This window comes from Pseudomonas sp. W2Jun17 (assembly GCF_023127795.1).
GTDB lineage: Bacteria > Pseudomonadota > Gammaproteobacteria > Pseudomonadales > Pseudomonadaceae > Aquipseudomonas > Aquipseudomonas synxantha_A.
The window spans coordinates 241,903-261,036 of the sequence record NZ_SPKO01000024.1 but is presented as its reverse complement, the minus strand read 5'-3'; the positions used below and the strand labels follow the sequence as shown (position 1 = coordinate 261,036).

The 19,134-nt window shown below is 59.2% G+C and carries 17 protein-coding genes and 1 tRNA gene; 11 read left to right on the top strand and 7 right to left on the bottom strand.

Going from position 1 to position 19,134, the window contains the following annotated elements; translation table 11 throughout:
- The 4 genes from E4O98_RS13265 (at window position 1) to E4O98_RS13250 (ending at window position 5,823) form a co-directional block, all read left to right on the top strand.
- Entirely contained in the window at window positions 1-636 is a 636-nt protein-coding gene (locus tag E4O98_RS13265) for a DsbA family protein (protein WP_078821909.1), read from the top strand.
- Complete coding sequence (locus E4O98_RS13260) at window positions 629-2,431, top strand: ABC transporter ATP-binding protein (RefSeq protein WP_005789883.1); 1,803 nt, start codon at window positions 629-631, stop codon at window positions 2,429-2,431. Before E4O98_RS13265 ends, E4O98_RS13260 begins: the two co-directional genes overlap by 8 nt.
- Window positions 2,432-2,502: 71 nt before the next feature.
- Window positions 2,503-4,965: an EAL domain-containing protein gene (locus E4O98_RS13255; protein WP_032880164.1), complete on the top strand. Its 2,463-nt coding sequence runs from the start codon at window positions 2,503-2,505 to the stop codon at window positions 4,963-4,965.
- A gap of 45 nt (window positions 4,966-5,010) precedes the next feature.
- Window positions 5,011-5,823, top strand: coding sequence for an iron-containing redox enzyme family protein (locus E4O98_RS13250; RefSeq protein ID WP_032880165.1), 813 nt, complete (start codon window positions 5,011-5,013; stop codon window positions 5,821-5,823).
- A 21-nt stretch (window positions 5,824-5,844) separates the two neighbouring features.
- Here E4O98_RS13250 and E4O98_RS13245 read toward each other — a convergent pair whose 3' ends face one another.
- Window positions 5,845-6,771, bottom strand: a complete 927-nt coding sequence (locus E4O98_RS13245; RefSeq protein ID WP_248135461.1) for a GGDEF domain-containing protein — start codon at window positions 6,769-6,771, stop codon at window positions 5,845-5,847.
- A gap of 406 nt (window positions 6,772-7,177) precedes the next feature.
- On the bottom strand, window positions 7,178-8,317 hold the full coding sequence (gene lldD / locus E4O98_RS13240) for an FMN-dependent L-lactate dehydrogenase LldD (protein WP_248135458.1): 1,140 nt from the start codon (window positions 8,315-8,317) through the stop codon (window positions 7,178-7,180).
- Between the two features lie 100 nt (window positions 8,318-8,417).
- Between lldD and E4O98_RS13235 the strand changes: the two genes are divergently transcribed.
- Window positions 8,418-9,314 (top strand): LysR family transcriptional regulator, encoded by an 897-nt coding sequence (locus E4O98_RS13235; RefSeq protein WP_032880168.1) that lies wholly within the window; start codon window positions 8,418-8,420, stop codon window positions 9,312-9,314.
- Between the two features lie 60 nt (window positions 9,315-9,374).
- A tRNA-Asn gene (locus E4O98_RS13230) sits at window positions 9,375-9,450 on the top strand.
- Window positions 9,451-9,744: 294 nt separating this feature from the next.
- Here the strand turns inward: E4O98_RS13230 and E4O98_RS13225 are convergent.
- Window positions 9,745-10,992, bottom strand: a complete 1,248-nt coding sequence (locus E4O98_RS13225) for a benzoate/H(+) symporter BenE family transporter (protein WP_248135456.1) — start codon at window positions 10,990-10,992, stop codon at window positions 9,745-9,747.
- A gap of 95 nt (window positions 10,993-11,087) precedes the next feature.
- On the opposite strand from E4O98_RS13225, the gene E4O98_RS13220 reads away from it, so the two are divergent.
- Window positions 11,088-12,587, top strand: a complete 1,500-nt coding sequence (locus tag E4O98_RS13220) for a PLP-dependent aminotransferase family protein (RefSeq protein ID WP_248135446.1) — start codon at window positions 11,088-11,090, stop codon at window positions 12,585-12,587.
- Window positions 12,588-12,625: 38 nt separating this feature from the next.
- On the opposite strand, the gene E4O98_RS13215 is transcribed toward E4O98_RS13220, so the two are convergent.
- A complete protein-coding gene (locus E4O98_RS13215) occupies window positions 12,626-12,904 on the bottom strand; it encodes a hypothetical protein (RefSeq protein WP_032880171.1) in 279 nt (92 codons plus the stop codon).
- A complete protein-coding gene (locus tag E4O98_RS13210; RefSeq protein WP_164365968.1) occupies window positions 12,885-13,058 on the bottom strand; it encodes a hypothetical protein in 174 nt (57 codons plus the stop codon). The genes E4O98_RS13215 and E4O98_RS13210 overlap by 20 nt, the downstream gene beginning before the upstream one ends.
- A gap of 136 nt (window positions 13,059-13,194) precedes the next feature.
- Between E4O98_RS13210 and E4O98_RS13205 the strand changes: the two genes are divergently transcribed.
- Window positions 13,195-13,869, top strand: a complete 675-nt coding sequence (locus tag E4O98_RS13205) for a response regulator transcription factor (protein ID WP_078821902.1) — start codon at window positions 13,195-13,197, stop codon at window positions 13,867-13,869.
- Window positions 13,862-15,172 carry a HAMP domain-containing sensor histidine kinase gene (locus tag E4O98_RS13200; protein WP_032880173.1) on the top strand — a complete coding sequence of 437 codons (1,311 nt, stop codon included), beginning with the start codon at window positions 13,862-13,864 and terminating at the stop codon, window positions 15,170-15,172. The genes E4O98_RS13205 and E4O98_RS13200 overlap by 8 nt, the downstream gene beginning before the upstream one ends.
- A 128-nt stretch (window positions 15,173-15,300) precedes the next feature.
- On the opposite strand, the gene E4O98_RS13195 is transcribed toward E4O98_RS13200, so the two are convergent.
- Window positions 15,301-17,163: a DUF3857 and transglutaminase domain-containing protein gene (locus E4O98_RS13195; RefSeq protein WP_148852525.1), complete on the bottom strand. Its 1,863-nt coding sequence runs from the start codon at window positions 17,161-17,163 to the stop codon at window positions 15,301-15,303.
- Between the two features lie 252 nt (window positions 17,164-17,415).
- On the opposite strand from E4O98_RS13195, the gene E4O98_RS13190 reads away from it, so the two are divergent.
- Window positions 17,416-17,568 (top strand): hypothetical protein, encoded by a 153-nt coding sequence (locus tag E4O98_RS13190; protein WP_164699537.1) that lies wholly within the window; start codon window positions 17,416-17,418, stop codon window positions 17,566-17,568.
- A gap of 31 nt (window positions 17,569-17,599) precedes the next feature.
- Window positions 17,600-18,661, top strand: a complete 1,062-nt coding sequence (locus E4O98_RS13185; protein ID WP_032880175.1) for an NAD(P)-dependent oxidoreductase — start codon at window positions 17,600-17,602, stop codon at window positions 18,659-18,661.
- 23 nt (window positions 18,662-18,684) lie between these two features.
- Here the strand turns inward: E4O98_RS13185 and E4O98_RS13180 are convergent, their stop codons facing one another.
- The gene (locus E4O98_RS13180; protein WP_005789870.1) at window positions 18,685-19,125 is read right to left on the bottom strand and encodes a hotdog fold domain-containing protein; all 441 of its coding nucleotides are present in this window, start codon (window positions 19,123-19,125) and stop codon (window positions 18,685-18,687) included.
- Window positions 19,126-19,134 lie beyond the last annotated feature (9 nt).

Genomic DNA, 19,134 nt, shown 5'->3' with positions numbered 1-19,134 from the left:
ATGTCTGCGCGCCTGCTCTATGTAATGGATCCGATGTGTTCCTGGTGCTGGGGCTTCGCCCCGGTCGCGCAGGCGCTGGTAGAGCAGGCCCAGGCGGCCGGCGTGGACGTGCACCTGGTGGTGGGCGGCTTGCGCACCGGCAGCGGTGCAGCGCTGGAGCCGACCACCCGGCGCTACATTCTTGAGCACTGGCAAGCGGTGACCGAGGCCACCGGCCAGCCATTCAAGCGTGAGGGCGCATTGCCTGACGGGTTTGTCTACGACACCGAGCCTGCCTGCCGTGCCATCGTCACCGCGCGCAGCCTGGCGCCGGATTGCGCCTGGAAGCTGCTGGGGCTGATCCAGCGCGCGTTCTATGTCGAGGGACAGGACGTGACCCTCGCCCATGTGCTGGTGGACTTGGCCGAGCAGGCCGGTATTCCGCGTATCGAGTTTGCAGGCGAGTTCGACCGCGCCGAGCAGCATGCCGCCACGGCCGCCGATTTCACCTGGGTGCAGGATCTGGGGATCGCCGGTTTCCCGACGTTGCTCGCAGAGCGCAATGGCCAGTTGGCCTTGCTGACCAATGGTTACCAGCCGCTGTCCGAGCTGTCGCCGTTATTGGGTCGATGGCTGGAGCGAGCTGCCTGTGTATGAGCAACCTCAACGCACTGACCGCCTGACCTGGGCAGAGATTCGCCGTCTGGCGCTGCGCCACAAGAAAGCCCTGTGGATCGCCAATGGCGTGGCCGTGCTGGCGACGCTGTGCAGTGTGCCGATCCCCCTGCTGTTGCCATTGCTGGTGGACGAAGTGCTGCTGGGCCACGGCGATGCCGCGCTCAAGGTGATGAACCACGCGTTGCCCCTGGGTTGGCAGAAAGCCGCCGGCTACATCGGCCTGATGCTATTGGTAACGCTGGCCCTGCGCTGTGGTGCGTTGGTGTTCAACGTGGTGCAGGCGCGGCTGTTTGCGCGTTTGGCCAAGGACATCGTCTATCGCATCCGCGTGCGGCTGATCGAACGCCTCAAGCGGATCTCCCTGGGTGAGTACGAAAGCTTGGGTAGCGGTACGGTCACTACCCACCTGGTCACCGACCTGGACACCCTGGACAAATTCGTCGGCGAAACCCTCAGCCGTTTCCTGGTGGCGATGCTCACCCTGGTCGGCACGTCGGCAATCCTGGTGTGGATGCATTGGCAGCTGGCGCTATTGATCCTGTTGTTCAACCCGTTGGTGATCTACGCCACCGTGCAATTGGGCAAGCGCGTCAAGCATCTGAAGAAGTTGGAGAACGACAGCACCTCGCGCTTTACCCAGGCACTGACCGAAACCCTCGATGCCATCCAGGAAGTGCGCGCCGGCAATCGCCAGGGCTTTTTCCTCGGGCGCCTGGGCCAGCGTGCCCAGGAAGTGCGCGACTATGCGATTCATTCCCAATGGAAAACCGATGCTTCCAGCCGCGCCAGTGGGTTGCTGTTCCAGTTCGGTATCGACATTTTCCGTGCGGCAGCCATGCTTACGGTGCTGTTCTCCGACCTGTCCATCGGCCAGATGCTCGCCGTGTTCAGCTACTTGTGGTTCATGATCGGCCCGGTGGAACAACTGCTGAACCTGCAATACGCCTACTACGCCGCGGGCGGCGCGCTGACGCGGATCAACGAGCTGTTGGCACGCGCCGATGAGCCGCAGTACGCCGGTGGTGCCGACCCGTTTACCGGGCATGAGACTGTCGGTATCGAGGTGCGTGGTCTGGAGTTTGGCTACGGTGAGGACCTGGTGCTCGACCAATTGAACCTGGCGATCGCGCCGGGGGAGAAGGTGGCGATTGTCGGCGCCAGCGGCGGCGGCAAAAGTACCCTGGTGCAGTTGTTGCTGGGGCTCTATACACCACAGGCCGGCAGCATTCGTTTTGGCGGGGCCACCCAGCAGGAGATCGGCCTGGAAACCATTCGTGAAAACGTCGCCGTAGTCCTGCAACACCCGGCGCTGTTCAACGACACCGTGCGCGCCAATTTGACCATGGGCCGCACTCGCTCCGATCAAGCCTGCTGGCAGGCGCTGGAAATCGCCCAGCTGGATGCTACTGTCAGGGCGCTGCCCATGGGCCTGGACAGTGTGGTGGGGCGCTCGGGTGTGCGCTTCTCCGGTGGTCAACGGCAGCGCCTGGCCATCGCCCGCATGGTGCTCGCCGAGCCTAAAGTGGTGATTCTGGACGAAGCCACCTCGGCACTGGATGCGGCGACCGAGTACAACCTGCACCAGGCATTGGCGCGGTTTCTCAGCGGGCGTACTACACTGATCATCGCCCACCGGCTGTCCGCGGTGAAACAGGCTGACCGAGTACTGGTGTTCGATGGCGGGCACATCGCCGAGGATGGTGACCATCAGCAATTGATCGCCGACGGCGGGCTCTACGCCAAACTTTACGGACACCTGCAACAAGTGCGTTGATTTAGCTTAGGCTGTGCTATCGGAAGCGGATTTTCGCGTGCGTATCAAGCTGTGCATGTGTAAGGGACTTCATGAAGCAAAAGCGGACTCTCGGAACGCCACGGTTGTTGGGTATCGTCTGGCCCTTTATTGCCGTTGTCTTGTTCCAGGCATTGTTAGGCTGTGGCAGTCTCTACGTGCTCTCTGCGGTGCGTGGCTATGTGGCTGGCGAAAGCTTGTGGTCCAAGGGCCAGAAGGATGCCATCTATTACCTGACGCTGTATGCCGATAGCCGCGACGACGCCACCTATCTCAAATACCAGCATGCCATTGCCGTACCTCAAGGCGGGCATGAGCTGCGTGTGGCTCTGGATCGGGCCACGCCAAACCTGGCTGCCGCGCGCCTGGGCATCCTCAAGGGTGGCAATCACCCGGACGACGTCCCCAGCCTGATCTGGCTGTACCTCAACTTCCGCCATTTCAGCTACCTGGAAAAAGCCATTGAGCTGTGGACGGTGGGCGATGGCTACCTTGAGCAACTGGATGAACTGGCCCAGCAGATGCACAGCGCCATCAGCACCGATCAGGTCACCGAGCAGGATGTGCGCGCCTGGAAAGCGCGCATCATTGCCATCAACGAGGGTGTAACGCCGGCCGCCAAGGCGTTCAGTGATGCGCTGGGCGAAGGTTCGCGAATGATCCTGCGCCTGTTGTTGATCACCAACCTGGCCACCGCCCTGGGGCTGATCGTCCTGGCGCTGTTGCGTACCCACAAGTTGCTGGCCCAGCGCCACGCCTTCGCTGACGCGCTGCAGGCGGAGAAGGAGCGGGCGCAGATCACGTTGGAGTCGATTGGTGACGGGGTGATCACCACCGACGTCGACGGCGCCATTGCTTATATGAACCCCGCGGCCGAAGCGCTGACCCACTGGAAGTCCGAACAGGCCCAGGGCTTGCCGTTGGCGGCGTTATTCAAGTTGCTGGATGAAAACGCCGAGCCCGACGGCTTTACCTTGATTGAACACATCATCAAGGGCCAACTCAGTGGCGGCAGCGAGCATTCCAAGCTGATCCAGCGCCTGGACGGCAGCACCGTCTCGGTCACGCTGGTGGGCGCGCCGATCCGCAGTGCCGGCAAGGTCAGCGGTGCGGTGTTGGTGCTGCACGACATGACCCAGGAGCGCCAGTACATCGCCAACCTTTCGTGGCAGGCGACCCATGATGCCTTGACTGGCCTGGCCAATCGCCGCGAATTCGAGTTCCGTCTTGAGCAGGTACTGCAACAGGTGGCACGCCAGCAAAATGGGCGACATGCCTTGATGTTTCTCGACCTCGACCAGTTCAAGCTGGTCAACGACACCTGCGGCCATGCGGCAGGCGACGAACTCCTGCGCCACATCTGCGCGCTGTTGCAATCTGACTTGCGCGAGGGCGATACGTTGGCACGCCTGGGGGGGGACGAGTTCGGCATTCTGCTGGAGAACTGCCCGGCGCCGGTGGCGGAAAAGATCGCCGAGAGCTTGCGCCATACGGTGCAAAGCCTGCACTTTGTGTGGAAAGGCCGACCGTTCATGACCACCGTCAGCATCGGCCTTGTGCATATCTCGCAAACCCCAACCACCCTGGAAACCTCCCTGCGGGCGGCCGACATGGCCTGCTACATGGCTAAGGAAAAAGGGCGCAACCGCATACAGGTCTATCACGCCGATGATTCCGAGTTGTCGCTGCGCTTTGGCGAAATGGCCTGGGTGCAGCGCCTGCACATTGCCCTTGAGGAGGATCGGTTTTGCCTCTATGCGCAGGAAATCTCGCCGTTGGGCCACACCGAAGCCGGCAATGGGCACATCGAAATTCTTCTACGCCTGCATGACGAAGCCGGGCGCATCATTTTGCCCGACAGTTTTATCCCGGCAGCCGAACGATACGGTTTGATGACGTCGCTGGATCGTTGGGTGGTTGAAAACGTATTCAAGATCATTGCTCGATGCATGACTGAACGTCCGGGCCGTCCTATGGCCATGTGTGCGATTAATCTGTCAGGAATAACTATCGGTGATGACGATTTTCTAGGTTTTTTACGTGAGAAATTCGGTGCTTACAGCATTCCACCAGAAATGATTTGTTTTGAAATAACTGAAACCAGCGCTATAGCCAATTTGGGTAGTGCCATTCGATTTATTAATGAACTCAAAGCGTTAGGTTGCCATTTCTCACTCGACGACTTTTGCGCCGGAATGTCCTCATTCGCATATTTGAAACATTTACCTGTAGACTTCCTGAAGATCGATGGAAGTTTCGTAAAGGATATGCTGGACGACCCGATTAACCGCGCCATGGTCGAAGTGATCAACCACATTGGCCACGTCATGGGTAAGCGCACAATTGCCGAATTTGTTGAAACACCCCAGATCGAACAAGCGTTGCTTGAGATCGGTGTGGATTACGCTCAGGGCTACCTGATTGAACGCCCGCAATTGTTTACCTTTGATAGCTTGCAGTGTCGACCCGTGCGGCCTCAGCCCTTGGTGTTCAAGGCGCCCGGCACATTCCGCTGAAACATTTGCTGGTCTGTAAAATCACACTTAAAAAGGAGCCCTACAGTGATCGACACATTCAACAGAACCGGGCCGCTTATGGAAGCCTCTAGTTACCCAGCCTGGGCGCAGCAATTGATCCAGGCCTGTAGCGAGAGCAAGCGTCGGGTTGTCGAGCACGAACTGTATCAGCGTATGCGCGACAACGCCCTCAGCGCCAAGACCATGCGCCACTACCTCATTGGTGGTTGGCCGGTGGTGGAACAGTTTGCTTTGTACATGGCGCAAAACCTGACCAAGACCAAGTTCGCCCGCCACCCGGGTGAGGATATGGCGCGACGTTGGCTGATGCGCAACATTCGCGTGGAACTCAACCATGCGGATTATTGGGTGAATTGGGCGCGTGCCCATGGTGTCAGCCTTGAAGAGCTGCAAGCCCAGGACGTGCCGCCGGAATTGCATGCACTGAGTCATTGGTGCTGGCACACCAGCTCGGCGGATTCGTTGATCGTCGCGATTGCCGCCACCAACTATGCGATCGAGGGGGCGACTGGGGAGTGGTCTGCCGTGGTCTGCTCTACCGGTGTGTATGCCGACGCCTTCCCCGAGGAAGATCGCAAGCGGGCGATGAAGTGGCTGAAGATGCACGCCCAGTACGACGACGCCCACCCGTGGGAAGCCCTGGAAATCATCTGCACCCTGGCCGGGAACAACCCTGGCAAGGCCCTGCAGGAAGAGTTGCGCCAGGCAGTATGCAAAAGCTACGACTACATGTACCTGTTCCTGGAAAGCTGCATGCGCCTGGAGAACGTCGAGAAAGACAAAGAGAAGGCGCCAGCCATTCGCGAGCGCCCGGTGCGCGTTGCCAGCGAGGCGTGATGTAAACGTGATGGCGGGGACTTACCCCGCCATCGCCAAGCGGTTGCGGCCTTCGCGCTTGGCCACGTACAGAGCGTTGTCTGCCCGGCGCAGCAGGCTTTCAGCCGATTCGGCCGCCAGCAGCGTCGAGCAACCCAGGCTCACCGTCAATTCGATCCGCGTGCCTTCCACCCAGTAGTCCTGGGCTTGTGCCGCCTGGCGCAAGCGCTCACCGACCATCTTCGCTGCATCGCGTCCGGTGTTGGACAGCAGGATCAGAAACTCTTCCCCGCCAAACCGAAATACCATGTCGACGTTACGCAACTGGTGTTTGATCGCCCCCGCCACGGTGCGCAGCACGCTATCGCCGGCGGCGTGACCATGGGTGTCATTGATTCTCTTGAAGTGGTCGATGTCCAGCATCAGCACGGATAAGGGGTGCAGATGCCGCCTGGCCATGTCGATTTCCCGTTGCAGCGTCTGATCCATGGCCACGCGGTTACCGGTTTCGGTCAGCGAATCGCGCAGGGCGCTGCGGGTGGCTGCACGGTAGAGCAGGGCGTTACGCATCGGATACAGCAACGTCACCAGCAGGGATTCGAGCTGGCTCAGTTCCTCGTCGATCAACCGTTGGTTGCGGCGAAACACCAGTTCCCCAAGGTGCTCGCCTTCGTGGCTCAAGGTGTAGCTCACCGAATGGTGGCCACGATGACCGAACTCGAGGCGCAGGTCGCTGGCGGCATGGCGATACTGCAACGCGTCCAGCGGCACCAGGCGTTGTATTTCGCGAAAGAACAGGCCGAGGATGCGCTCCGGCTCCAGGCTGGTTTGCAACTGTTGGCTCAGTTGCTGGCACAGTTCGCTCAGGGTTGCGGGGCGGCGTGGACGCAGGGAAGGTTGACCAAATCCCAGGCGCTGCAATTTGGCAGTGTCGAAGTCAATCGCGTTGGTCTGGGTGGGTGTTTTCATAAGCGGGTGGCCTCTAAGCACTTGGCTGTCTTACAGGCGGGATGAGGGCGGCAAGTGCCAGGCGTCTTACTGTTCCTTCAGTTCCGTAAAACATGAGGAGCAGTTTAAACCGCTTTGCATTGAGTTATAACCCCGAGGCACGTGCCGCACGTCTTGTCATCACTTAACCTGCTTGGCAAGTGTTACAGCGAGATTCGTGCCAAAGCCGTTTTGTTTTAAAAAGTTATTATAAATCAAAAGGCTGTAATTAAAATAAAAAATTATCTTTTAATTAATGGCGCCAGTTATTTGGCTGGTATGGGCCGGCGTTGCAGCCGACCCGTTCAACTTTAATGTCACGGTGGTTAGCGTTGTTTGTCGCGAACAAACAACGACTCAAATAAACCTCACATAAATGACACCGCCTTCAGCACGGCTGGACCAGCGTCGTGCGGTCGATCTGCGCGATGGAAGTGACGCCGGTCAGCGTCATGGCCACGCGCATTTCCTTGGCGAAGATATCCAGCACGTTCTCTACCCCACGTTGGCCTTCGGCGGCCAGCGCATAGGTGGTCGCGCGCCCCAGCAGGCACGCCTTCGCACCCAGGGCGAGCATACGCACCACGTCGAGCCCGGAACGAATGCCGGAGTCCACCAGCACGGTCAAGTCATCGCCCACCGCGTCGGCAATCGGCGGCAACGCCTTGGCGGTGGACAGCACGCCGTCGAGTTGGCGGCCGCCATGGTTGGACACCACGATACCGTCGGCACCGAAGCTCACCGCATCCCTGGCATCCTGAGGGTCGAGGATGCCCTTGATGATCATCGGGCCTTTCCAGAATTCGCGGATCCACTCCAGGTCTTTCCAACTGATCGACGGGTCGAAGTTGTTGGCAAGCCAGCCAATGTAGTCCTCCAGATGGGTGGGTTTGCCCAGGTACTTTGAGATATTGCCCAAGTCGTGGGGGCGGCCCATCAAGCCCACATCGAATGCCCATTGCGGCTTGGTGACCGCCTGCAGCATGCGCCGCTGCGCCGCGTACGGCCCGGACATGCCCGAGTGCGCATCGCGATAGCGTGCGCCGGGTGTGGGCATATCCACGGTGAACACCAGCGTGGTCACGCCGGCCGCCTGCGCTCGCTCCAGCGCATTGCGCATAAAGCCGCGATCCTTGAGCACATAGAGCTGGAACCAGATCGACTGCGGGCTCTGCGAGGCCACTTCCTCAATTGAACACACCGACACCGTCGACAGGCAGAAGGGGATGTTTTTGTTGGCAGCTGCCTTGGCCGCTTGCACTTCGCCGCGCCGCGCGTACATGCCGGTCAGGCCGACCGGGCTAAGAATGACCGGCATCGCCAGTTCCGTGCCGAACAAGTGGGTGCTCAGGCTCAGGCTGTCGACATTGCGCAGGATGCGTTGGCGCAGGCTGATCTCGGCCAGGTCCGAACTGTTGGCGCGCAACGTGTGCTCAGCGTAGGCGCCGCCGTCGATGTAGTCGAACAGAAAGCGCGGCAACTTGCGCTTGGCCGCAGCGCGGTAGTCGGAAGCGGACGAGATGATCATCGACGGTGTCTCCACAGGGCAAAGTGCTACACGATAAGCAAAGTTGTGACATGATAAAAACAACTTTTATCACTGCTATCCAGTCGCAAAAGGAATACTGATGAACCTGCGAACATTGCGTGCGTTTGTCGAAGTGGTGCGCCAGGGTGGGTTCTCCCAGGCGGCCGAGGTGGTAGCGTTGACCCAGTCTACCGTCAGCAAGGCGATCAAGACGTTGGAAGACGAGCTGGGTACGCCGTTGCTCAACCGCCTCGGCCACAAGAACGAGCTGACCGCCGCCGGTGAAATCGCCTACCGCCGCGCCTTGGTGATACTCGCCGAACGCAACGACCTGATGGCTGAAATCAACGACCTGCGCGGTCTTACACGCGGCGTACTACGCATTGGCCTGCCGCCGGTGGGGTGCGGGGTGCTGTTTGCCGCCATGTTCGCCACGTACCGCAGCCGTTACCCGGACATCGACATTGAACTGACCGAGTACGGCAGTAAAAAACTGCGTGAATGCCTGGAAGCCGGGGAGGTCGATCTGGCCGCACTGCTGTTGCCGGTGGACGAAGGCTTTGACTACCAACCGGTACGCAACGAACCCCTGATCGCAGTACTGCCCATCAGCCATCCACTGGCCCGACGCAAGCGCATCGACTTCACCGACCTGGCGGACTCGCCGTTCATCCTGTTCGAAGCCGGTTTCGCCCTCAACGCCAAGATTCTCAGCGCGTGTGAGCGCAAAGGTGTGACCCCGAAAGTCACCGCCCGTAGCGGGCAGATCGACTTTATCGTCGACCTGGTCACCGCCGGCCTGGGCGTTGCCTTCCTGCCGCGAATGCTGGCGCACAAGCACCAACACGCCGGCATCGCCTTGATCCCCCTGGACGAACCCCACACCGACTGGCACATCGCCCTGGCCTGGCGCGCCAGCGCCCACCTGCCACCGGCGGCACGGGCCTGGCTGGATCTGGCGGCGGAACCGGCGTTTTCAAGCGGTCATGGCGGGTAATTGAAGCGAATGTAACGCAAAGCTTGACTTCTTCTTTTTAATCAGTAACATACGGCGCATTCCGCGATAGCTCAGTTGGTAGAGCAAATGACTGTTAATCATTGGGTCCCTGGTTCGAGTCCAGGTCGTGGAGCCAGATAGAGAAAAGCCTGCAGAGATGCAGGCTTTTTTTTTGCTTTGCGCCCAGCATGGGGCGCAATCTTGTGGGTAAAAGTTCCACCGTAAGCTGATCACAGCGAACGAAGTGAAGCGCAACTGCATGAGGGCGACCGAATGTGGGGAGCAAGCGTGAATCTAAACCGCGAACAGCGGGGGGCGTGGGTCAAGTCATTGCTACAGGGAGCTGACGCGCCGGTTAACCCGCCATACGAAGGTAGCTCCCAATCATTAGCTATCTGCCAACCATGAACGAAAACAATACGTACGCGCCTCAACTAGCGGCTTCTTTACCACTGACAGACTCGGCAGCCACATTGACGACCGGCTTGCCACGCAGCAGACGGCCATTGATTAAGGCGTACGCCATCAGACCAATCAGCAGCCCCCAGAACGCCCCGCCAATCCCGAACAACGTGATATTGGCCGCACTTGCCAGAAAGGTAATCAGCGAGGCTTCACGGGTTTTGGCGTCGGCCATCGCATTGGCCAGGCTGCCGCCAATGGTGCCCAGCAGGGCGAGCCCGGCCAGCGCCGTGATGAAAGCTGGCGGGAAGGCCATGAACACCGCTGCCAGGGTCACGCCGAATATCCCTACAAGGATGTAAAAGAAGCCCGCTGCAATGCCGGCGATCCAGCGTTTGGAGGGCTCTTCGTGGGCTTCCTTGCCGGTGCAGATGGCGGCGGTAATCGCGGCGATATTGAATGCGTGGGAACCAAAGGGCGCCATAAGCAAGGAGCCCAACCCGGTAAGGGTCACGATTGGATTGGCACTGGTGCTGAACCCGTCATTGCGCAACACCAGCATCCCAGGCATGTACTGGCCGGTCAGCGTGATCAGAAACAGCGGCAGCGCGATACTGAGCAAAGCGTTGAGCGAGAACTCTGGCCGGGTGAACACGGGTGCCGCGAGTTGCAGTGTCAGCCCAGACATATCCAGACGTCCCTGAAGCAGCAGCGCAACCACTCCCACTACCAGGATGCCCACTACTGCGTACCGTGCGGTAAAGCGTTTGAGCAGGATATATACGGTAATCAGCAAGCCGACCAGCATGGGATCAAGGCTTATGCCGCCAAACGCGCCGATGCCAAACTGCAGCAGGATACCGGCCAGCAGCCCCGCCGCCACACCCGGCGGTATCAGGCGGATGACTTTTTCGAAGTAGCCCGACAACCCCAGCAGCACAAAGGCGGCGGCCGAGATCATGTATGCGCCCACCGCTTCGGCATAGGGCGCGCTTGCCAGGGCGATCACCAGAAATGCCGCCGCCGGTGTTGACCAGGCGGTGATGATCGGTTCGCGAGAAACCCAACTGAGGAACAACCCGGTAACGCCCACACCAATCGATACGGACCACACCCACGAAGCGGTCAACTCCGGGCTTAACCCGGCGACCCTGGCCGCCTGGAACACCAGAATGAAGGTGCCGCCATAGTTGACGATGACCGAGATCAAACCGGCGAGAATCGGATGAAGCAGATCGCCGAGGCGAACAGATGACGTGGATGTTGATGAAGACATGGCTTTACGTTGCTCCCTGCAAATGGCGATGAGCAGAGTCTACGGATAAACTGGCCTGCCTTTTCCGGCCAATTTATTCGCATAGGGCAGACCGCATGGCGAAAACCTTCGAGCTCGACACCTTGAAGATAAGGATCAATGACGCCGAGTTTCAGAAGCTGGACCTGCATCAGCGGATTCAGCGGGCCCTGCGTGCACTTATCCTTGAGGGCACCCTTGGGTCTGGCCTGAAATTACCGGCGACGCGGGTCCTGGCCAAGTCGCTTGGCGTGGCCCGCGACACGGTCGAGAACGCTTATGGGCAACTGCATCGTGATGGTTTCATCGTGCGACGTGAGGGGGCGGGAAGCTATGTCTGCGAAACGGTCGGCGCCCAATTGCACGGTGCTGCACGTCGCCGTATCAAGGCGCAAGCCACCCGACCCAGTGAGGTGACGCCAGGAGTGGGCTTGAGTCAGCGCGGCATGATGATTTTCAACAGTGGTGGCGTTAACGATCAACAGACGGTTAAGGCCTTTGCTACAGGGCTGCCGGAAACCCGTACCTTCCCCACTGATGTATGGGAGCGCCTGCAACGCCACGTCATGAAGGACTATCGCAGTAACGTTCTTCTGCATGGCGACCCGCAAGGCGCTGAGCCTCTGCGCAAGGCCATCGCCACCTACTTGAACCTTGAACGCGGAGCCAAATGCTCTGCCGACCAGATTCTGGTGTTGAGCAGTACGCGCCAAGCCCTGTTCCTGTGCGCCCAATTGCTGGTGGATGCGGGTAAACCGATCTTGTTGGAAAACCCCGGCTACTACGGCGCCAGAAAGGCCTTTGAAACGGCTGAGACCAAGGTCGTGCCCATAGATGTCGATGCCCAAGGCATACGTACGGACTTGCTGCGAGCAGACCGCAGCGGCGCCGGTTGCGTCTATGTCACCCCCTCGCATCAATACCCCACCGGAGCGACGTTGCCCCTGGAGCGTCGGCTTGAGTTGATCAACTGGGCAGCCGAGCACGGCAAGTGGGTCATCGAGGACGACTACGACAGCGAGTTCCACTACGACGGGCTACCGACCGCCTGCGTGCAGGGCCTGGATAAATATCGGCGCACGATCTACCTCGGCACGTTCAGCAAAACGCTCTATCCGGGGTTGCGGATGGGCTATATGGTGCTGCCTGTCGAACTGGTCAAAGCCTTCACCTATGCGCGCAGCATGATGGACGGCCATACGCCGCAGGTCCTTCAATTGACCCTGGCGCGATTCATGGAGGACGGTCACTACAACGCCCATGTTCGGGCCATGCGCAAACTCTACGCCAGCCGCCGTGCGGTCATGCTCAATGCTATCAGCCAGCATCTGAACGGTATTGCGACGGCCTTGACCACCCAAGGTGGATTGCAGATTCCCTGCCTGCTGGCCGAGGGCTGGTCGGAAGAAAAGACCATCCGCCAAGCTGCCAGTGCGGGCGTGCAACTGCCCGGCCTCAGCCGGCTATACGCCGGCGAACAAAAGAAGCAAGGTTGGCTGTTAGGGTATTCGTCCTTGAGCGCATGTGAAATTGAATCCGCCATGCTGCGTCTGGCCAATGCGCTGAGCAATAAATAGGGCGCGCAAATGCATGGTGCGACAGGCATGAGTCCTGTCTAATCCCGCGCCTGGCCGGCCTCTGTCGATTCACCTTCATCGGCTCTATAACAACTGTCACCGCTGCGCCTGCCATCCGGGTAGACAATAAAGCCCCCGCGACCTTCGGGGCAGGCGTGCAGATACACCGGCGCCAGCTCTCGTTGCTTATCGACGTGGGCATTCAAGCGAGCAATATAGATACCCACCGAAACCGACACGCCAACAATCAGCACCACGCACGCGACCAACTGGGCGGCATAACTGGCGCCGATGTCGTCAGGACGCGCTGGCGACATAACTCGATCCTGTGCGCTCGGCATTCTGGCCAATCGGAAACCAGCCGCTGCCGCCCATGCGCCCCCGCTGAGCGTCCGGCGGCAGGAAACCCACCAGCAGGGCGAGGAAAATCAAGGCTAGCAGGGCACCTTTGATCATCGAAGACAGGTTCATGGCGAGGGCGAGCTCTGGATAAGAGAAGCCTTAGCTTAAGCAGCAGTGGGTTAACGTCAGGTAAACGTCAGCAGAAAGCAGCTCGAGTTCCGTTATCCTGCAAACCTCTGCGCACTCCCTGTTCGAGGTTTTCCCCGTGCATATCCACTTGCTGCTGGTCGAGGACAACCTTGATCTGGCCACCACCGTCATCGAGTATCTGGAGATCAGCGGCATTGTCTGCGACCACGTCAGTAATGGTCAGACCGGGCTTAACCTGGCGCTCAATCAGCATTACGACGTCATCCTCCTGGACATCATGCTGCCGCGACTGAACGGCCAGCAGGTATGCGATCGGTTGCGCCAGCAGGGCATCCAGACGCCGATCCTGATGTTGACCTCGCTGGACGCGTTATCCGACAAGCTCGCCAGTTTCGCTGCCGGAGCCGACGACTACCTGGTCAAGCCGTTCGAGCTGGCCGAGCTGGTCGCCAGGATTCGCGCCCTGAGCCTGCGCCGCAGCGGCCAGACCAGTCGCCTGCAAGTGGATGACCTGGTAATGGAGCTGACCACCCGCAAGGTCAGCCGCGCAGGGCAGGAGCTGCATTTGTCGCCCATCTGCTGGACCTTGTTGGAAAACCTGATGCGCGCAAGCCCACAGCCGGTCTCTCGAGAACGCCTGGAAGCGAAGATCTGGGGCGACGAGCCACCCGACACTGATACGCTCAAGGTGCATATGCATCGGTTGCGCAAGGCCGTGGACAAGCCTTTTGGCCGGCCGCTGATCCATACCCTGGCGGGTGTCGGCATTCAGGTAAAACCCCATGCGTAACGGCCTGAGTCTGAAGTGGGTAATCAGCGGCAGTTTCCTGTGCTTGATTGCGGTGGTGCTGGTGATCTACAGCAAGCTGCTGCCTGAATTTACCGTGCGCGGCCTGTTCTATACCGCCAGCGCGATGATGGAGGAGGAAGCTCAGTATTTTCTCCGGCACTACAAGCAGGACCCGACCACGCCGACGCCGCACAATTACTTCTATACCAGCGTCATCGGCAAGCAGGCATTGCCGCAGGACGTGCGTGAGTTGCTCGATACCCCACCGAGCCTGTCCTTCGGTGCGGTGAATATCTTCGGCGATCTCTATTCCGATGACGACGACGAGCCTTTCCAGATCATCCTCGAACAGCCCCTGGGTGACGGCAAAACCCTCTACATGTACGACATCGACCACGATAAGGAAGCCGGGGGTGAGGTCGAGACGCCGTTGTCAGACGCCTATTTCGATCAGGTCATAGAGAGTGTCAAGTTCATCAGCCTGGCGGTATTCGTGCCGGCGCTGATCATCATCGCCTTGCTGGTCTGGTGGCTGGTTCGGCCGCTGGGGCGTCTGGTGCAATGGTCCGGCACACTCAAAGATCCTGATGCCCTGGCCAGCACACGGCCGGGTTTCAGTTTCAAGGAGTTCAATATGCTGGCCGATGCCCTGGCCAAAAGTGTTGAGCAGGTGCAGGCCGCCAGCCAGCGTGAAGGCCGCCTGTTGCGCTACACCAGCCATGAACTGCGCACGCCACTGGCGGTGCTCAAGGCCAATATCGAATTGTTGGCCCTGCAATCGGGCGGTGTGCTGCCGCCTTCCTTGCAACGTATAGAACGCTCTGTGATGAACATGCAGCTGATTGCCGAGACATTGCTGTGGATGAGCCGCGAGCGTTCCGAATCGCTGCCCGAGCAAGACGTTAATCTGAGCGAGGTAGTCGGCGAACTGATTGAGAAGCACCGCTACCTGATCGGTAATCGGGATATCAAGCTAAGCATCGACATCCACACCGAACCTTGCCGACTGCCCCCTACGGCGTGTCGTATCGTGATCGGCAACTTCCTGCGCAATGCGCTGCAATACGCAGAAGAGGGCACGGTAGACATCAGTTTCGAATACCCGCGGCTGATGATTGCCAATCACGTCCGCGAGGCCAAGCCGCGACAGGAGTCCGACGATTTTGGGTATGGGCTAGGGTTGCAGTTGATGCGGCAATTGTGCGCAAAGCTGGGCTGGCAGATTGAAGTGATCCGTGAGCAACAGAGGTTTACGGTCATTCTTGATTTTACGAGCGTGCGGGCTGTCGAGTCAGAACATTAAAGGCAGATAGCGCTTCACAATAGCGACGGCTGGTTGGGGAGCGGTTTTTATACCCGCGCCTCAGCATCACAGCCCACGATTCCCGCGCGCCAGTGCGTCAGCACTGACACGCAAGAAGGGCGAGGGCGTTACAGCGTCTGCACAATGACTTGGCTTTTCAAGTCGTTGACCATACTTTCAACCGCCGGTTGCATGGCCGCAAAATCCTCCGGGGTGCAGAGAATCTCTGGCTTGCTAAACACATATTGGCGGGTGATCAGCACCGTATTGGCCTTCTTCACATAGGTCGAGCGATAGTCGAAGCCTGCCTGTTTCACCGACACAGCCTTGGGTACCGCGAGGATCTTCACCTTGGCGGGGAACTCCAGGCGCGCTACCTCTGTGATCTCACTTGAGAGGCAAGTGAAGGCCTGAGTGCGTTCCTTTTCGACGATCAAGGAAAACACGCTCTGGCCAATACCGCCGGCCAGGCTGGAGAGGGTAGGCACCCCGGTCGGGCCAGGTAGGTTCACCAGGTTGCTGGTGTGGCCTTTAATCGCGAATTTGAAGGTATTGGCAGTGCCGTCCAAGGCGTCAGTTTCGATCAACCCGCTGCCGGATTGCCCATACATGCTCAGAATCTGCTGCACCAACTGATTGCGGTCGGCCGGCTGCATGGCTTTGAGCATGAAGCGGTTAAACTCTGCGCCCCAACCGTCGATGGTGGAGTCATTGGTAAAGTCTGCAGCGCCTTTGGCGTTGACCTTGAAGGCTATGGTTGTGTTCACTTTGCCAGGTTGGCCGGACGGCGTTTGTGTACGTTCACCGGTCTGTGTCAGCAACACCGGTTTGCCGAGTTCGGGCAGAGGCAGGTAGCCAGCGGCGATGGGTGTCGCGGTGGAGTCCAGGTACAGATTGAGGCTGGGTACATAAGTGATCACATGGTTGAGCACCCCCAGGGTTGGCACCTTGGGCAGTACGTGGGCGTTGCCGGCGTTGATCAGGGCGGGCGAGCTTTCAATGGCGACGGCTTTGAGCAGCGCTTCAAGCAGGGCCACATGGTCCTTGCAGTCGCCATAGCGGTTATCCAGCACCGCTTGCGCTGAATGCGGTACTACGCCGCCGGCACCGACGTACACCGCCACATAGCGAATGTTCTTGCGTACCCAATCACTCAGCACAAGGGCCTTGCTGCGTGAGTTGTCGAGGTTGGCGGTGAGTTCCTTGGCCAGTTGGGTCATGGCCGGGGTCACTTCTACCTGTGCGCGTGCGGCGTAGGCCTGGGCAAACTGTTTGTAGTCGGTGAACGTCGATACGGCCAGCAGTTGCCCGTAGTCGGTGTAGGCAACGGAGCCTTCTTCCACGCGGTTTTTCTTGGTTTGTTCCAAGTCCCAGCGGTACACCGTTCGCCCGTTGGCGTTGGCTGGCGTGGACGCCTTGAAACCCCGTGAGTCGGCGTACAGCTTCATTTCGGCGGGCATGTCGTAGCTCAGGCGCACCTGTTCATTCTGGTAGAAATCCGGCGAGAAAAGGTCTTCGAACTGCCCCGCAAACAATGGCGTATTGCGATGGCGCTGGTACCGCAACACCATCCGATCGCCCACTTGCAGCTCCGGGAAGATCACCACCTTGACCCGCGAGTCCTGGAACATCGGCGCCTGGGCAGACTCAAGCTCCTGCTGCTCCTTGATCCGGTCGGGTGTTACCACGACTTTGCGGCCATCGGGTTTGAGGGTGTAGGCCTCGACGATATCCAGGGTTTCCAGGGTGCGGTTGTAGGTGACCGAGCGCTGGGCGTTGGAGGTGATCGCGCGCTCTTCATTGATCCGCATAACCCGTTCGACATCCAGTACAAAGCTGCCGTCGGCATTCACGACGTAGGACTGAATATTTTTTTCATGGGTCAGGGAAAGGTCGGTGTAATCGGCACGGGCTTGCGTCGTCAACAGCGCACAGACCATGGCTGCCAGCACGCCGAACAGGCGTAACGCAGAGAACGGGAGGCTTTGCATAGAGATCCTTCTGAGCTAGGGGCGCGCCGTTTCACCGGGGCGTATGTTCCTGAATATGCCGATGGATAGGACTCGCAAGCGCTTCGCCTATTCATTTGGCTGACGTTCAAGGGTTATGAAGATTTTTTCAGGTTTCTCTCGCACGCTATGGGGGCCGAGATTTTCCTTTGAGTAAGACGTTTTCGAATTATTTTATTTAGCCCTGATTAATCAAAAAGTTAAACGCCTCGATTATGGTCATGGAGCGCAGGCGTGTTCTTTTTGACGGCCAATGATTTTTTCCCTTTCGTTTTATTCCAAACAGGTCTTTTACCGAAAAATCAGGACCATGCTTTATTGGTCGAAGCGGGCGGCTGCCTTGGGCAATGCGGTCTTCGAAGCGGCAATCAAGCAACCATTGTTTGAGTTATCGATGCCTTCAAAAGGATCAAACCCCATGGCATTCACCACGCTGATACTTGACGCGCCCGGTCCGCCGCTGCTCTATGAGGAAATCGATCGATTCCTTGAACTGGGCTTGGCGGTCGTCCTTAACCTCTATTACTTCACCGATAAACACAGCATCCAGCAGCGCTACGGCGCACGCATCGGGTATGCCGATATCAACGGCCATGATGAGCGGGGTTTTATCGCAGCGGTGTATCAGGCTGGGGGTTACAGCGTGTTCAAGACGCGCTTGAACATCCCGCTGGGCGGCGAACTGATTCGCGCCGCCAGCTCACCCGGGTTGCCCATACCGCTGCGCGCCATCGCCCAGGCCGGGACCGGTCTCAACCATATCGACCGACAGGCGTGCGAGCAGGCGGGAGTGACGGTTCTGCATACGCCGGGTTCCAACGCGACCGCTGTCGCTGAATACGTGTTGGCCCAGGCGTTGTTTCTGTCTCGGGATCTGGACCACTACAACGCGCAAACCCACCAAGGCCACTGGTCAAAAGGCACCTTGGCGCCTGCTGCTGAATACGCCGAACTCACCCTCGGGCTGGTGGGCACCGGCAGCATTGCCCAGCAGGTGGCGTGTAAAGCCAGCGCCTTGGGGATGAAGGTGATTGCCACCGGGTCCGAGCGCTTCACCGAGCAGGAGGCGCGCCGCCTCGGGCTGCAACGCAGGCAAACCCTGGAACAGTTGCTGGATGAGGCCAATATCGTTTCGATCCATGTGCCGCTCACCCCGCAGACTCGCGGCTTATTCGGCAGCGCCGAGTTCAAGCGGATGCGCCAGGGTTCGATACTGATCAATACCGCTCGCGGTGGCATCGTCGACGAGCAGCAACTGGCCGCCTTCATGATCCGGTTTCCCCGGCATATCAAGGCGGTCGCCATTGACACCTTCGCCCTGGAAAAAGACCGTTTCAGCTCGCCGTTGGCGGGCATTGCCGGTGCGCAATTGACGCCGCATATCGCCGGCAATACCACCACCGCAATCCGCACCGCTTCGCAGCGCATCGTCGACCACATCCACGCGTTCAGTCACGCCTTGCAGATGCCGTGTCGCTGATACTGCCTGTGCCGGCTGAGGGGCTAAGCGAGCTTCACATTCATGGTGATGTGGGCAGTGAAGACCTTGACGCCGCCCGCATCGAAGATCTCTACCGGCACGATCTTGTCGCCCGCGGTCTGCCAATCGATAGCGCTGCCATCGGCGACGGCGCGGATATCGGTTTTCGCCTTGGCCAGGTATTCCACGCTCATGCCCTTGGGAATCCAGCGTGCGCCAGCGGGGATCGACGCGTCGGTCATCATGCCGCCGGCCAGTTCGGCGGCGTTGCACAGCGCAATGGCATGCACCGAAGCCAGGTGGTTGGTGATTTCCTTGCGAAACGGCACGGTGACCACTGCATGGTTGGGCTTGAGTTCCGCGATCTCGGGAGTGATGGTGCTGAAGTAGGGTGCCATCTGGCACGCCAGGTTGCTGAATGCGGCAGGGCCTACGCTATTGAACATGCTCAGTGCTTGGCTCATACGAATATC